Annotated in this window: 12 protein-coding genes; 4 read left to right on the plus strand and 8 right to left on the minus strand. The window is 73.0% G+C overall.

What is annotated here, in order from left to right:
- Positions 1–20: 20 nt before the first annotated feature.
- The 3 genes from ACFWJW_RS08095 to ACFWJW_RS08105 form a co-directional block, all read right to left on the minus strand.
- Positions 21–698 carry a uracil-DNA glycosylase gene (locus ACFWJW_RS08095; RefSeq protein WP_387236569.1) on the minus strand — a complete coding sequence of 226 codons (678 nt, stop codon included), beginning with the start codon at positions 696–698 and terminating at the stop codon, positions 21–23.
- A 145-nt stretch (positions 699–843) separates the two neighbouring features.
- Positions 844–1,929 (minus strand): WD40/YVTN/BNR-like repeat-containing protein, encoded by a 1,086-nt coding sequence (locus ACFWJW_RS08100; RefSeq protein ID WP_387236571.1) that lies wholly within the window; start codon positions 1,927–1,929, stop codon positions 844–846.
- A gap of 145 nt (positions 1,930–2,074) precedes the next feature.
- Complete coding sequence (locus ACFWJW_RS08105) at positions 2,075–3,178, minus strand: NADH:flavin oxidoreductase/NADH oxidase (protein WP_387236573.1); 1,104 nt, start codon at positions 3,176–3,178, stop codon at positions 2,075–2,077.
- Between the two features lie 165 nt (positions 3,179–3,343).
- On the opposite strand from ACFWJW_RS08105, the gene ACFWJW_RS08110 reads away from it, so the two are divergent.
- Positions 3,344–3,715 carry an ArsR/SmtB family transcription factor gene (locus tag ACFWJW_RS08110; RefSeq protein WP_387236575.1) on the plus strand — a complete coding sequence of 124 codons (372 nt, stop codon included), beginning with the start codon at positions 3,344–3,346 and terminating at the stop codon, positions 3,713–3,715.
- Positions 3,716–3,821: 106 nt separating this feature from the next.
- Here ACFWJW_RS08110 and ACFWJW_RS08115 read toward each other — a convergent pair whose 3' ends face one another.
- Positions 3,822–5,219 carry an FAD-dependent oxidoreductase gene (locus ACFWJW_RS08115; protein ID WP_387236577.1) on the minus strand — a complete coding sequence of 466 codons (1,398 nt, stop codon included), beginning with the start codon at positions 5,217–5,219 and terminating at the stop codon, positions 3,822–3,824.
- A 193-nt stretch (positions 5,220–5,412) separates the two neighbouring features.
- Between ACFWJW_RS08115 and ACFWJW_RS08120 the strand changes: the two genes are divergently transcribed.
- The gene (locus ACFWJW_RS08120) at positions 5,413–6,594 is read left to right on the plus strand and encodes a DUF6214 family protein (protein WP_387236579.1); all 1,182 of its coding nucleotides are present in this window, start codon (positions 5,413–5,415) and stop codon (positions 6,592–6,594) included.
- A 97-nt stretch (positions 6,595–6,691) separates the two neighbouring features.
- Here the strand turns inward: ACFWJW_RS08120 and ACFWJW_RS08125 are convergent, their stop codons facing one another.
- Entirely contained in the window at positions 6,692–7,384 is a 693-nt protein-coding gene (locus tag ACFWJW_RS08125) for a DUF305 domain-containing protein (RefSeq protein WP_387236581.1), read from the minus strand.
- A gap of 174 nt (positions 7,385–7,558) precedes the next feature.
- Here ACFWJW_RS08125 and ACFWJW_RS08130 point away from each other — a divergent pair, with 174 nt between their 5' ends.
- The gene (locus tag ACFWJW_RS08130) at positions 7,559–9,043 is read left to right on the plus strand and encodes an LVIVD repeat-containing protein (RefSeq protein ID WP_387236583.1); all 1,485 of its coding nucleotides are present in this window, start codon (positions 7,559–7,561) and stop codon (positions 9,041–9,043) included.
- Here the strand turns inward: ACFWJW_RS08130 and ACFWJW_RS08135 are convergent.
- The 3 genes from ACFWJW_RS08135 to ACFWJW_RS08145 all read right to left on the minus strand — a co-directional run bounded on the left by ACFWJW_RS08135 (position 9,034) and on the right by ACFWJW_RS08145 (position 14,713).
- A complete protein-coding gene (locus tag ACFWJW_RS08135) occupies positions 9,034–9,690 on the minus strand; it encodes a TetR/AcrR family transcriptional regulator (RefSeq protein ID WP_387236585.1) in 657 nt (218 codons plus the stop codon). The two genes, ACFWJW_RS08130 and ACFWJW_RS08135, sit on opposite strands and share 10 nt — an antisense overlap.
- A 236-nt stretch (positions 9,691–9,926) precedes the next feature.
- Entirely contained in the window at positions 9,927–12,908 is a 2,982-nt protein-coding gene (locus tag ACFWJW_RS08140; RefSeq protein WP_387236587.1) for a tetratricopeptide repeat protein, read from the minus strand.
- Positions 12,905–14,713, minus strand: a complete 1,809-nt coding sequence (locus tag ACFWJW_RS08145) for an HSP90 family protein (protein ID WP_387236589.1) — start codon at positions 14,711–14,713, stop codon at positions 12,905–12,907. The genes ACFWJW_RS08140 and ACFWJW_RS08145 overlap by 4 nt, the downstream gene beginning before the upstream one ends.
- Before the next feature lie 160 nt (positions 14,714–14,873).
- Between ACFWJW_RS08145 and ACFWJW_RS08150 the strand changes: the two genes are divergently transcribed.
- On the plus strand, positions 14,874–15,221 hold the full coding sequence (locus ACFWJW_RS08150; RefSeq protein WP_387236591.1) for a zinc-binding dehydrogenase: 348 nt from the start codon (positions 14,874–14,876) through the stop codon (positions 15,219–15,221).
- Positions 15,222–15,240: the final 19 nt, after the last annotated feature.

A 15,240-nucleotide genomic window follows, 5' to 3' on the forward strand; every position in this document is an offset into this window, starting at 1 on the left:
GGGCACACTATCGCCCGGGGTCAGGGCAGCCTCCAGTCGACGGGCTGGGCGCCCTGTCGCACCAGGAGCTCGTTCACCCGACTGAAGGGCCGCGAGCCGAAGAAGCCCCGGTCGGCGGACATCGGGGAGGGGTGGGCGGACTCGACCGCCGGGAGCTCGCCGAGCAGCGGCCGCAGATTGCGGGCGTCGCGCCCCCACAGCACCGACACCAGTGGGCGCCCGCGCGCCACCAGCGCCCGGATGGCCTGCTCGGTGACCTCCTCCCAGCCCTTGCCGCGGTGCGCGGCGGGCTTGCGGGGAGCCGTCGTCAGCGCCCTGTTCAGCAGGAGTACGCCCTGGCGGGTCCACGGCGTCAGATCGCCGTTCGAGGGGCGGGGGAGCCCGAGGTCGGAGTGCAGCTCGCGGAAGATGTTCTCCAGGCTGCCGGGCAGTGGGCGGACGTCCGGCGCCACGGAGAAGCTGAGCCCGACCGCATGCCCCGGGGTGGGGTAGGGGTCCTGTCCGACGATGAGGACCCGCACCTCGTCGAAGGGCTGTTGAAAGGCGCGCAGCACATTGTTGCCGGCCGGGAGATAGGTGCGTCCCGCGGCGATCTCCGCCCGCAGGAAATCGCCCATCGCGGCGATCTGTCCGGCGACGGGCTCAAGTGCCTTGGCCCAGCCCGGTTCGACAATGTCTTGGAGAGGTTGTGCAGCCACGGGATCACCCTACTGGCCGCGGCCCCCTTCCCTTCAACCGATGGCCCGAGCCCGGCCGCCCGGAGCGGTGGGACGCCCCAACTGTCCTCTCCCACCGCTCCGTTACCCGGTTCTCCGGCGCTCTCCCCCTCCTCCATGCTCCCCCTCAGGCAACGGCGGCCGCCCGTACGCACAGCACATCCGGCAGATGGGAGGCGAGCTGCTGCCAGCTGTCGCCGTCGTCCGCGCTGGCGTACACCTCGCCGTTGCGATTGCCGAAATACACCCCCGCGGGGTCGCTGTCGTCGACGGACAGCGCGTCCCTGAGCACCGTGCCGTAATGGTCCTCGTCCGGCAGGCCCGCGCTGAGCGGCTCCCAGCTCCGGCCGGCGTCGGCGGTGCGGTAGACCCGGCAGCGGTGCCCGGCCGGCACCCGGTCGATATCGGCGGTGATCGGGAAGAGATAGGCGACATCCCCTGTACGCGGATGCGCGGCCACCGCGAAGCCGAAGTCCGAGGGGAGCCCGCTGCCGGTATCCGTCCAGGTCGCGCCCGCGTCATCACTGCGGTAGACGCCCCAGTGATTCTGTAGATACAGCCGGTCGCGGTTGACCGGGTCCTGCGCGATCTTGTGGACGCACTGGCCGAACTCGGGATGCTGATCCGGCAGGAAGACCGCCTTGACGCCCTTGTTGGACGGTGCCCAGCTGGCGCCCCCGTCACGGGTACGGAAGACCCCGGCGGCCGAGACGGCGACGGTGACCGCGTCGGCGTCCCGCGGGTCGGTGATCACGGTGTGGACGGCCAGCCCGCCGCCGCCCGGCACCCACTGCTCCCGGCTCGGGTGGTCCCACAGCGCCCGTACGAGCTCGAAGGTCTCGCCGCCGTCCTCGGAGCGGAACAGGCCGCCGGGCTCGGTGCCCGCGTAGACCACCTCGGGGGCGGCGGGCCCGGCCGGATGCAGCTGCCACACCCGCTCCAGCGAAGTCCCGGTATCCGGTGGGTACTTGATCGCGGGGCGGGCGGGCTCGTGCCAGGTTTCGCCCAGGTCGTCGGAGTGGAAGACCGACGGGCCCCAGTGGGCGCTGTCGGCGCCGGCCAGCAGCCGGGGGACCGCGCGGCGGGTGTCGATCCCGAGGGAGTACACCGCCTGGGCGGGGAAATGGGGGCCGCTCAATTCCCAGTCACCGTGCCGCCGACGGCCGATGAAGAGCCCTTTGCGGGTGCCCACCGCGAGTAGTACGTCAGTCATGCCGGAACACCTCCGGGACGCCGTTGTCTCAGATAGTGGCAAGTCTGCACCCGACCACTGACAATGGCGTCCCAGCGGACATCCGCGCAGGTCGGACGGTGCGGCACCCGCTGTCGCCGCGGATGCCGCAGGCCGTCCGGCGGCCTCAGACGGCCCGGTGGTACTGCTTCGGCACGGCGACCTCCGCGCCCAGTTCCCGCGCCGCGTGCTGCGCGAAGCTGGGCGAGCGCAGCAGCTCACGGCCGAGCAGCACGGCGTCGGCCTGGCCGTCCGCGATGATCTTCTCGGCCTGCCGCGCCTCGGTGATCAGGCCGACCGCGCCCACCGCCAGACCGCTCTCCTTCCTGACCCGCTCCGCGAACGGCACCTGGTAGCCGGGCCCCGGGGTGATCTTGGCGTCGGGGGCGTTGCCGCCCGTGGAGGTGTCCAGCAGGTCGACGCCGTGCTCCCGCAGCTCGCGGGCGAAGCGCACGGTGTCGTCGGCCGTCCAGCCCTCGCGCGCGTCGCTCGCGTCCTCGGTGAGCCAGTCGGTCGCCGAGATCCGGAAGAAGACCGGCAGTTCGTCGGGCCAGACCGCCCGTACGGCGTCCACGACCTCCAGCGCGAAGCGCGTCCGGTTCTCGTACGAGCCGCCGTATTCGTCGGTGCGCCGGTTGGTGAAGGGGGAGAGGAACTCATTGATCAGATAGCCGTGCGCACCATGGATCTCGGCCACCTGGAAGCCTGCCGCGAGCGCCCGCCGGGCCGCCGCGCCGAACTGCGCCACCCGCTCCCGGATCTGTGCCACGGACAGCTCCGCCGGGGTCGCGAACCCGTCGTCGAACGGCACCGGGCTCGGCCCGACCGGCTCCCAGCCAAGCCGCTGACCAGGGAGGATCGGGGCACCGCGGTCGACCCAGGTGCGCTCGGTGGACGCCTTCCGGCCGGCGTGGGCAAGCTGGATTCCCGGAACGGTGCCCTGGGTCTTGAGGAAGTCGGTGATGCGCCGGAATGCCGCGGTCTGGGTGTCGTTCCACAGCCCGAGGTCGTACGGGGTGATGCGCCCCTCGGGGCTCACCGCGGTCGCCTCCGCGAGGATGAGGCCGGTTCCGCCCGCCGCCCGCGCGGCCAGGTGCTGGAAGTGCCAGTCGCCGGGCACCCCCGTCTCCGGGCCGTCGGGGGCCGCGGAGTACTGGCACATCGGGGCCATCCAGAGGCGGTTCGGGACGGTCAGCGAGCGGAGGGTGATGGGCTCGAACAGTGCGCTCACAGCAGGCTCCTGTACCTGAAGATGAACGGGTACCGGCCGGAACCCGCAGTCATACGATAGTCGTCGTACTACGGTGGATGTCAAACTACGACGCTTCTCGTACAATAAACGGGTGGGTCGGTGCGCCAGGCCCTACCGCGCCCCGCAGAAGAGTCAGGAGCCGTCATGCCGACCGATACCACCTCCCCGCGCACCCCGTCGGGCGCCCGTTCGCTGGAGCACCCGGCCCGCGAGGACATCCGGCTCGCCGAGGTGCTGCATGCGCTGGCCGACCCGATGCGACTGCGGATCGTCCGCGCCCTGGCGGCCGCCGAGGGCGAGCTGAACTGCGCGGACATCGAACTCCCGGTCAGCAAGTCGACCTGCACCCACCACTTCAGGGTGCTGCGCGAGCACGGCGTCATCCAGCAGCTCTACCGGGGCACGGCCAAGATGAACGGACTGCGCCGGGCCGACCTGGACGCCCTCTTCCCCGGCCTGATCGACGACGTCCTCCAGGGGGCGGAGCTTCAGGCGCGCCGCCTCGGGGAGGAGTAAGCGGGCGGCGGCCGGTGCGGCGCATCAACGGCGGACGCACCCGGTCCGCCCGTGTGCCTGGTCGCCCGCGTGCCCGGTCCGCCCGCGTCACCGGCCGGCCCGCCGATCAGCTGATCCGTTCGGCCGTGCGCGCCGCGTCCAACAGCCCTGACCAGTCCGGCAGCTTGACGGTGCCCCGCCCCAGTCCGCGGCCCCACGCCGCCTCGGCGGCCTCGATGGCCAGCCAGCCCGGCCAGGTGACCGGCCGCTGCCCGGCCCGGATCAGCGCCGCCACCGGATCGCCGGCCGAGGCGTGCTCCGTCAGCGCGGGGGCGTCCGCCAGCAGCGACAGCGCGGTCTCCTTCGCGCACGGCCGGTTCGTGCCGATCACCCCCGTGGGGCCCCGCTTGATCCAGCCCGCCACATATACCCCCGGGAGCGGCGAGCCGTCCCGCAGCACCCGCCCCGCCTGGTGCGGCACCGTCCCCGTCGTCTCGTCGAACGGCAGACCGGGCTGCGGAGTCCCGCGGTAGCCGACCGAGCGCAGCACCAACTGCCCCTCGATCTCCTCGAATTCACCGGTACCCGAGACCCCGCCGTGCCCGTCCGGTGCCGTCCGCTCGAACCGCACCGCGCGGACGCCGGTGGCATCTCCCAGGATCTCGACGGGCCGCAGGAAGAACCGCAGATGAATACGGCGGCGACGGCGCGCGGGCGACGGCTCCGGCGCGGCGTCCGGGTTCTCCGGGCCGGCCGCTTGCCGCTCCGCCCAGCCGCGCAGCACCTCGACGTTCCGCCGCGCCACCGCGGGCAGCGCGCCCGGGTCCCGGTAGGCCGGGTCCAGGGCCAGTTCCTCGGGCCGTACCCGTACGTCCGTATCCGGCAGGGAGCCCAGCTCCCGCAGCTCCTTGGTGGTGAACTTGGCCTGGGAGGGGCCGCGTCGGCCGACCATCCAGACGTCCTCTACCCGGCTGTCCGCGAGTGCGCTGAGCGGCCCCTGCGGCATGTCGGTGGCGGCGAGTTCGGCGGCACCACGGGACAGCATCCGCGCCACGTCCACCGCCACATTTCCCACCCCGATCACCAGGGCGGACCTGGCCGCGAGGGTGAAGCGGAGCGCGGCGGCGTCCGGATGCGCGCTGTACCAGGCGACGAACTCGGTCGCCGGATGGCTGCCGGGCAGGTCCTCGCCGGGGATGCCCAGATGCCGGTCGGTGGCGGCGCCCACACAGAACACCACCGCATCGAAGATCTCCCGCAACTCCGCGACGCCCAGCCCCGGTGCCCCCACCTCGACATTCCCCACGAAGTGCGCCCGGGGATGCTCCAGCACCGTGCGCAGATTGTTCTGCAACGACTTGATCTTCTCGTGGTCCGGCGCCACGCCGTAGCGCACCAGACCGTACGGGCAGGGCAGGCGGTCCAGGACGTACACCTCAAGGTCCGGTACGGCCTGCTGCTCGATCAGGGACTGGGCGGTGTAGACGCCGCTGGGCCCGGAACCGATCACTGCGACACGAAGCACGAGTGGCCCCTTCCGCGGAATACCCCCAGGATCGCACCGGCGGGCGCGCGGCGGGAGATGCGCTATCGGGGTTGCTCCCCGTGGGATGAGCGTGCCGCGCTACTGGGCCGGGTGAGCGGGGGGCTAGGTTTTCAATGTGTCGGAAAGTGACTTTTATACCGTTAATCACCGATATGAAGCCCAGGGCGCGCCCTTGGAGTGGCCCACGTGGGAGCTTCAGGCGCACGGCTCCGCCGCGCCCGCTCCCGACCCCGCCGCCCCCGACGATCCGGCCGGCTCCGCCGGTCCCGGGTGCCCGCTGCCCCGGCTCGACCCCCTGGGCCCCTGGTGCAGCGCCCGGCTGACCTTCGCCGACGGCGCCCGGGTCGATGTCCTCGTGACGGTCTCCGACGACCACATCACCGTCGAGGACGTACGGGCCGACCCGCCACTGCCCCTCGACGGCCTCGCGGACCTCGCCCGCTGGATCGAGGGCCCCCTCGACGACGCCTTCCGGGCGGCCACCGGGCAGCCGCGGAAGACCCGGCCCGCACCACGGCAGACCGGCCCGGCGGACGCCGCACCGGAACGGGACGGGGGAGCGCAGGCCGCGCCGCCACCGGAGCCGGGACGCGGCGCGGCGGCCGACCCGCCAGGGGGCTCGCGACCGTCCGCGCCGCACGGGCCGACCCGGCACGCCCCGCCCACCGGCGGACCGGCGCGGGCGAGCGAGCCGGAAACGGCACCGACGGCGGCCGGAGCGGAGGCAGCGGCCGGAGCGGAGGGAGCGGCCGGAGCGGAGGGAGCGGCAGGGGCGGTGGCAGCGGCGGCGGAGCGCGTGACGCATCCGGCGGGCGAGGCGGCGGGCGAGGCGGCGGGGGCGGGCGCGACGGGGGCGGGGGCGTCGGAAGCGGTGGCGCCAGATGCGGGGCCGACGGGCACGCCGGGGCTCGGCCAGGACGCGGGCGTACCGCACCGGACGGCGCCGGAGACCGGCATCGCCCACCCCGCCGACCCGCCTGCCGCCCCGTCATCCGACTCTCCTGCGGAGCCGACCTGCGAGCAGCCGTGTCCGCAGAGCGGCGGGCAGTCCGCCCCCGCCGAGGCATCCGTCCCCGCCGTGTCCTCGGCGTCGTCGCCCGACGCCGCGGAGTCGTCCCCCTCGTCCCCCTCCGCCCCGCCGGCCGAGCGGGCCCGCTCCGCCGTCCTCGCCCGGACGCGGGCCGGTGAGCGCCGCAAGATCGCCGCGGACGCGTACCGCCAGGCGCAGCGCGAAGGGCGCGATCCGGTGCTGGCCGTCATGCAGGCCACCGGCCGTAACCGCCGGCGGTCGCTGCGGCTGATCGCCGGCGCCCGCGACGAGGGTCTGCTGACGCCGCGGCACAACAAGCGTTAGGGCCTGTCGCCCCGATCCCCGTGGGCCGGCCTCGCGGTGCCGGATGCCGCACCGCAGGCCCACGGGGACCGGGGAGACAGGCCCTGGCGGCGCGGTCTCAGGGCGTCAACTCGGCCTGAATCCGCCGCATCCGGCCGATCTCGGCGCCCTGCTGTGCGATGACCTCGCTCGCCATCTCCTCCACCAGCGCGTTGTTGCCCTCCGAGAGCACCTCCGTCGCCATGGAGACCGCCCCCTGGTGGTGGGCGATCATCAGCCGCAGAAAGAGCGCGTCGAACCGCGCACCGCGCGCCGCCCGCAGCCGGTCGAGCTGGGCAGCGGTCGCCATCCCGGGCATCTTCCCGTCGTGGTGCGGGTGCCCGCCCCCTGCGTGGTCCCCGCCCCCTGCGTGGTCCCCGCCATGGCTGCTCAACCAGCCCTTCATGGCGCCGATTTCGGGCCCCTGGGCCGCGGCGATCCGCCCCGCCAGCCGCCCGGCCCGCCCGCTGCCGGCATACCGCTTCGCCAGGTCCGTCATCACCAGCGCCTGCTGGTGGTGCGGGATCATCATCTGGACGTAGGCGAGGTCCGCGGAGTTGGGGGAGTCGTCGCGGCGCGCCTTCTTCGCCTCGTCGGCGGTGAGGGTCCTGGCCGATTCCCCCGGCCTGCCCGGTGCCAGCACCTTCTGCCCGTCCGCGGCGCTCGCCTTGGCGTCGTCCCCGGCCGAACAGCCGCTCAGCGCAAGGGAGAGGGCCAGCACCGGCCCACAGCCGGCCGCGAAGAGGACGCTCGCTCTCCTGGGACGCTTCACCGCACACCCTCCTGTCCGTCGGACCCTCCATGGGAGCCGCCCGGCCGTCGTCCGCCCGCTTCCACGGGTGCCGGCGGGTGACATCTTCGTCCCCTCCTCTTGATATGTACATGAGCAGCGCGATACTCAGGGCCGAGAACCGTTCACCTCGGAACGGACTTCAGGGAGGTCCTCGTGACGTCGTTGCACAGACCCCGCGTGCGGCGCAGATCCCTCGGAGCGATGACCGCGGCCCTCGGGCTCGCGGCCACCCTCCTCGTGGCCGGACCGGCGGCCGCGACCCCCGACCCCGGCGATCACCCCTCCGCCGCCCACGAAATGAGCCACGGTCAGAAGGCGGACACCCGGGCCGCGATCAGGAACGGCGAGATACCCGGCGTGGACGAGGCCGTGCACAGCGACAACGTCCGCCCGTTGGCGAACCTCCCCAAGCAGGCGCTCCAGGGCACCAATTCGGACCTCGCCTTCCAGGGGAAGTACGCGTTCGCCGGCAACTACGACGGCTTCGTGGTCTACGACATCTCCCGGCCCGCGGCCCCCAGGACCGTGAGCCAGGTGCTCTGTCCCGGATCGCAGAACGACATCTCGGTCTCCGGGAATCTGCTCTTCCTGTCCACGGACTCCTCGCGCAGCGACGACTCCTGCGCCAGCACCACCCAGCCCGCGACGGAGAAGTCCTCCTGGGAGGGCATCAAGGTCTTCGACATCAGCGACAAGAAGCATCCCCGCTACGTCGCCGCCGTCGAGACCGCATGCGGCTCGCACACCCACACGCTGCTCCCCGAGGGCCGCGACGTCTACGTCTATGTCTCGTCGTACGCACCCAGCCCGGCTTTCCCCGACTGCCGGCCGCCGCACGACGGCATCTCCATCGTCAAGGTCCCGCGTGCCGCACCCGAGAAGGCCGCCGTCGTCGACTTCCCCGTCCTCTTCCCGGACGGCGGCAACCCCGGCGGTCCCACCAACCCGGGGGTCTCGCAGACCACCGGCTGTCATGACATCACCACCTTCCCGAAGCTGAAGCTGGCCGCGGGCGCCTGCATGGGCGACGGCATCCTCATGGATCTGTCGAACCCGGCCGCGCCCAAGGTCATCGACCGGGTCCAGGACAACGTCAACTTCGCCTTCTGGCACTCGGCCACCTTCAGCGAACGCGGAAACAAGGTGGTGTTCACCGACGAGCTGGGCGGTGGCGTGGCGGCCACCTGCAATGAGCAGACCGGGCCGGACCGCGGTGCCGACGGGATCTACGACATCACCGGCAAGGGCAGCCACCGCAAGCTCGTCTTCAAGAGCTACTACAAGATCCCGCGCCACCAGGCCGACACCGAGAACTGCGTCGCCCACAACGGTTCGCTGATCCCGGCCAGAAACCGCGACCTCATGGTCCAGGCGTGGTACCAGGGCGGCGTCTCCGTCTGGGACTTCACCGACTCCGCGCACCCGAAGGAGATCGGCTACTTCGAACGCGGTCCGCTCTCCACGGACTCACTGGTCACCGGCGGTGCCTGGTCCGCGTACTACTACAACGGCCACGTCTACTCCAATGACATCGCCAAGGGCTTCGACGTCCTCGCCCTCGACGACCGGCGCACGGACAGCGCCACGTCGGTACGGCTCCGGGAACTCAACGCCCAGACCCAGCCCGACTACCGCTGACCGTCCTGCACCGGTCCCGGTGTCCGCGTCCCGCCGGCCGCCCCCTCGTCCGGCGGGACCCCGCCCTCCCATGCCAGCCCGTACCGCTGGAACAGTTCGGTACGCAGCCGCGCCCGCGGCATGGCCGCTCCCGGCAGCAGCATCGCCACCACCGACCCCATCAACAGTGCCCGCAGCAATGGATAGTCGGCGTCGGGATCGGACGAGCCGTACGCCACGACCGTCTCTCGCAGCAACTGGGCCAGCCGTTGCTGCTCGGGGCACTGGATGAATCCCTCGGCCGTCAGGATCCCGGCCATGTGCGTCCGCATCAGCAGCGGATGATCCTGCGCCAGCCCCAGGATCGCGTCGATGGCCCGCGCCATCAGCTCCTGCCCCGCGTCCGGTCCCTCCGGCCGCGGGGCACGCTCCAGCGCCGCCTGTAGCGTGCGATGCATCAGCCGGTGCACGGCGGACTGGAGCAACTGCCGCTTGCCGGGGAAGTAGTAGGAGACCAGCCCCCGCGCGACCCCCGCCCGCCGGGCGATGTCCGCGAGCCGCGTCGCCTCGTAGCCGTGCTCGTCCACCAGCTCGACCGTCGCCTGGAGCAGCCGCTCACGGGAGCGCCGCCGCAATTCTTCATTGACCGATGCGCTGCGGGGGGACATCCTGTAACTCCTGCGTTGACTGGCTGGGGGCCAACGCACTCAGTATGACTCCGGATTCCCGCCCTTGGAACGGATCCGGTCAAGCTGCCCGATTCGGGCGACGCGGGGGATCGCCCGAATCGGGTGGATGTGGGGCCGGGGACGGCCTCTTGACCTGCGATTACCCAGGTCGGGGGGTCGTCCCCGACTCATGCCGGGAGGCGCACTGTTCCTCGCAGCCGCCGCGGGCCGGCGGCCTACTCGTCGAGGGAGTCGAGCAGCGCCCGTGCCTCGGCGCGGCGGCGCTTGGTGGTGTCCTCGCCGTCGGCCTCGGGGGCCTCCTCGTCGCCGTAGTCGGCCAGGACGGCGCGGGCGCGGGTGGCGGCGGCGGAGTTCTGGCCGAGATCGGACTCCAGCCAGGCGGCCATGAGTTGGGCGCCGGTGCGGTCGTGGCGGGCGGGCTCGCCGAGTGCGGTGAAGACGGTGATGGCCTGTTCCACATAGCCGAGGGCTTCCTCGTAGGCACGTCGCGCGGTGTCGTCGTCCTCGTCGCCGGGCTCGGAGTCGCAGCCGCGGACCAGCAGTTCGGCGGTCTGGCGGTGGGTGCCGGCGAGTTCGGCCCGCAGCGTGCTGCGGTCGTCGTCGTCCGCCGCCTCGGCGACGGCCTCGGTGAGCAGGCGCTCGGCGGTGGCCATCACGTCGAGGGCGGCCGGCAGTCCGCTGCCGGCGGTGCGCAGGGTGATCCAGGCGCGGGCGCGGACGGCGCGGGCCGCGCTCTGCGGTCGGCCGAGAGTGCGCCAGAGTTCCTCGGCGCGGGCGTAGGCCGCGGCGGCCTCCTCGTTCAGGCCGGCGCCGTTGAGGGCGTCGCCGGCGAGATGGGCGAGGACGGCGTGGTCGCGCCGGCCGTCCCAGCCCTTGGCGATGTCGGCGGCGAGCAGGAAGTGCTCACCGGCCTGCCGGTGGTCGCCGAGCGCCGTCAGGCATTCGCCGAGCCACCAGCGGGCTTGCACGACCTGGCCCTCGTGGTGGTGCTCCTGGAGGAGCGGCAGCGCACTTTCCAGGACGGACGCGGCCTCGTCGTGGCGCCGCAGGCGGAGCAGCGCGCCGCCGAGCACCAGCTGTGCCCAGGCCCCGAGCCCCTCGCCGCCGTCCGCCTGGTCGGCCCAGTGCGTGGCGTCGAGTGCGTGGTCGGCCACCTCGTTGTCGTCCTGACCGGTGGCGGCCAGGGACTCGGCGAGGATGAGGTGGAGATGGGCGCAGCCGAGCGGTTCGAACAGCCCGGCGCCGTGGTCGAGGGCGGCGCGGGCGGCCTGCTCGGCCGGTTGCGGACGGCCCAGCGCGAGGGAGGCTTCGGCGAGCCGGGCCTCGGCCTCTGCGGCGTACCAGGGGACGGCGGCCTCGTGGTAGAGCTCCACCGCGCGGGCGAACAGCTCCGCGGCCTGCGGGGCGTCGCCGCGCCCGGCGTGCAGGCCGCCCAGCAGGCAGCAGATGTCGGCGATACGGGACCACATCCGCGGGCCCTCGGCGCGGTGTTCCTCGGCGAGGCCGAGCAGCGCACCGAGCTCGTCGGTGAGGGCGTCCGCGGCCGCCGCGGGGTCCGGCGCCGCCTGGAGGGTGCCCAGGCGTACGCGGGCGGAAGCCAGCAGCGCCCCGGTCAGCTGCCGGGCGGTGGCCCGGCCGTCGGCGTGCAGGGTACGCAACTCCACGCAGACTGCGTCGAGTTCGGCGAGCCCCTGTTCCGTACCGCCGGAGACCGCCGTGGTGTAGGCGGCACGGGCCCGGGCGGCGGCGCCCTCACCGGGGGCACCGGCGGCCTCGAACTGCTCGGCGGCCCGGCGGAACAGGATGCCGGCCGCCTCCGGGTCGTCGAGCGCGTCGACGGCGGCGTGGTAGGTCACCTCGGCGCGGTCGGACCCGTCCAGTGCGGCGCCGGTCCGGTCGGCGGCCCCGGCGACCGCCCGCCACGCGGCGCGGGCGTCCGGGTGCTGGGAGAGGGTGCGGCGCCGGGCCTCGGCCAGCAGCGTGGCGAGGTCCGCGGAGCCGCCGTCCGCCTCCTCTGCCGCCGGAACGGGCGCCGGCGCGGACCGCGCAGGGGCGGGGGAGCCGGCGGTGAGCCGGGCGGCGCGGACACCGAGCGGAAGCCGGTCGGTGAACGGCGTGCCGGCCATCCGCGCCGTCACCCAGCTGCTGACCTGGCCGGTGCCGTTGCGCGCGTCGAAGCGGCGGGCCAGGTCATGGGCCGTCTCCCGGGTACGGGCCAGCAGTTGCTCCGTCGTGACGGGGGCGCCGCCCGGCAGCGGCACGGGCCGTTCGGCGTGGCCGAGTTCCGTCAGACGGCGCAGCAGCAGGGCCGCCGCGCTCAGGAGCTGCAAACGGGAGAGCGGTTCCTCGCCGCTGTCCAGATACCCCGCATGCTCGGCGAGGATCTCCAGGCCACGGGCCTCGTTGCCGGTCAGTGCGCAGAATTCGATGTGCCGGGCGAGGGCCGGTACGAGGCTGCCGTTGCCCCGGGCCAGTCGATAGCCCCGCAGATGATGGCGGCGGGCCTCGTCGAACCGCCCGAGGCGCAGCAGCGGTACCAGCGACAGCGCGAGGATGAGATGCGGCTGCTCCGCGCAGGACTGCTCACCGTTCAGCACGGGAGCCCAGGTGGCGAGGGCGCGCTCGTCGTCCCCGCGGTCCGCCTGCCATTCGCCCTGTTCGTTGAGTTCGCAGGCCAGACAGTCACTCATCCGGTCGCGGTCGGCGGCGGTCCACTCCGCCAGCAGCCGGGCGGCCCGGCCGTCGTCCCCGAGGTGCTGTGCGAGGTAGAACTCCGCCGCGCGGACCGGACGCACCGAGTGCCCGGCCATGCGGTAGTGGCGCTCCATGTCCGGAAGCCAGCGGCGGACGGCGTCCAGCGGGATGTCGGGGTTGCCGATGAGGCTGTAGACGATCCATTTGAACTGCCAGTGGAGCCGGTGCAGGGCCCGGCTGTGGAAGTCCCCGGGACGCTCGTCCCACATGCGCAGCAGCCGGGCGAAGGGCACCAGCGTCTTGCCGCTCTCCGAAGTGAACTGGTACGAGTCGATCAGACCCAGGAGCGCGTCGAGCAGCAGCTGCCGGTCGCCGGTCGTCTCGGCGAGGGCGACGAGTTCCTCGGCGCGGGCGTTGCGGGCCGGCCCGTAGGTCTCGGAGTCGTTCTCCCGGAGCGCGCGGCGGACCGACTCGGCGGTGTACGGGGGGTTCTCGTGCGTCATCGGCTTTCCTCCTGGCCGTCCGAGTGCGTGGCCCAGCGCAGCAGGTCCATGAACGCACGGTTGAGCAGCGCCGAGTCGGCGGGCCGCAGCGGGCGCGGGGCCATCAGCAGGGCCTGGCCGTACAGCGCCTCGGCGGCGGTCCCGGCGAGTTCCGGGTCGTCGATCCGGGCGATCCTGCGGACCAGCGGGTTGTGGTGGTTGAGGACGAGCCGGGCGCGCGGTGCGCTGCCGCGCAGGCTGCCGAGGATGCCGGCCCACAAGTCGTCCGCCTGTGCCTCTTCCTCGGCGCGGGCCCGTTCCTGACGGGCCGAACGGTCGTCCAGGTGCAGGGCGGGGACGGACACCGGGTGGAAGGTGCGCAGCACCACGTCACAGCCGAGCGGGTCGAGCTTGCTCCGGGCGGCGGCGAGGAAACCGGACAGCGCCAGTTCCTCGGCGGGGTCGACCGGGTCGAGGTGGGCGGCGACGGTGTCGGAGTCGAGTTCGGTGACGTCGGTGCCGGGCCGTACCGAGGGCAGCAGCTCGACGAGCTCGGCGTCATAGGTGTAGCCGCCGTTGACGACGCCGATGCCCTGGGCGGCGGCGATCGCGGCGACCTGGCGGTACTCGTCGACGGTCCGGGTGAAGTGCACGACGGGGTGCCGGCGGGCGAACTCCGCCAAGGACAGCTGCCCGTCCGTGGTTTCGAAGGGGAGCCACGGCAGCATGGTGGTCAGCACGTCCCGGTCGTGCCGGGCCAGCGACTTCACGCCCAGGTGGTGCACGGACAGGAACTGCGCGAGCCGCTCGGGCTCGCCGGCGGCGAGCCCGGTGAACCAGTCCTTGATGCGTGCGCCGAGGGCGTCCCGGACCGCGGCGAGGGTCTCGTCGGCGTACAGGCTCTCGCGGGAGGCGGTGGGCCGCAGGCTGTCGGTGTCGATGACACAGCGGACGAAGAACGCCCAGTCGGGCAGCAGGTCTTCGGCGCGTTCGGTCAGCAGCATGCCCTTGAGGTGGACCCGGTGCCCGGCGCGCTGGGCGGGGCTGACGGCGGCGGGCAGGACGTAGGCGATCCCGCGTACGCCCGCGACCGGCACCTCGAGATCGATGGAGTCGAGCGGGGTGAAGCCGAACTGCTGGTGACAGTGGCGGGCGAGGGCGACCCGTCGTGCGGCGGGGTTCGGGTAGCGGCGTTCCCAGACGGCCGGGCGATCGGTGATCGCCTCCTCCCCGACCCGTACGTCGTAGGGCAGCAGCGTGCCGAACTCCCTTGCCAGCGTGCGCACTCGATCCTCGGCGAGCCATTCGCCGGTGCCGGGCCGGGCCGTGAGATACACGGTGGTGCCGGGCTCGGGGTGGGCGTCCCCGGGCAGCGTACGGACGGTGTACGAGCCGTCGTCGCGGGCGGTCCACTCGACGGGCGGGGCAGCGGTGTCGCGTGCGGAGCGGCTGACGACGCGGATCTCCTCCGCGACCACGAAACACGCCAGCAGACCGATACCGAACTGACCGAGGAAGCCGGCGCGGGCCGACTCCAGGCCCTCGCGCTTGGAGCTGCGGCCGATGGTGGCCAGCAGGTTGTGCACATCGGCCTCGGTCAGGCCGATCCCGGTGTCCGTGACGCGCAGCCCGCCGGCCTCGGCGTGCAGGCGGACCCGGGCGGGGCTGTCGGGTTGTTCGGCGCGACGTGCGGTGATGGCGTCCACCGCGTTCTGGAGCAGTTCGCGCAGATAGACCCGGGGGCTGGAGTAGAGGTGGTGGGAGAGCAGATCCACCAGGCCCCGGAGATCGACCTGGAAGGTGTGCGGTATGTGATCAGCAGTCATGTAGGGGTGCGGCGACGGACATTCGCTGCCCGACGGCGCGGGTAGTGCGGCCGTGGCCACCGGTGGTCAGGGCTGGCCATCATAGGAGCCCGGCAACGAGCTGACCACGGGATTCCGTGCGGCCGGCGCCGGCATCGGTCCGTGCCCGGCACCACACCCGGTGCGTGTCGACGGCGCCTTCGACGCCATCCTGGACACGGTCGGCGCGGACCTGAACTCCTACCGGCGCCGGCTGACCCGCGAAGGCCGGATGGCCACCATCGTCCTCTCGGCATCCTCCATGGCCGCGATCGCCGCCTCCGGCGTCCACGGCACCGGCCGCATCCGCACCCTGAGCTCCAACCCCGACACCGCACTGCTCCGCGACCTGGCCGCCTACGTGACCTCCGGCGAACTGCGCCCCGTCATCGACGGCGTCCATCCGCTGACGGACATCGCCTCGGCACACCAGGCGTTTGAGCGCGGCGGAGTGGTGGGCAAGCAGGTGGTGTCGGTGTCCGGGGAGTAGGCGGGTGGACGGACGCGCA

This window comes from Streptomyces sp. NPDC127097 (assembly GCF_042724075.1).
Classification (GTDB): Bacteria; Actinomycetota; Actinomycetes; order Streptomycetales; family Streptomycetaceae; genus Streptomyces.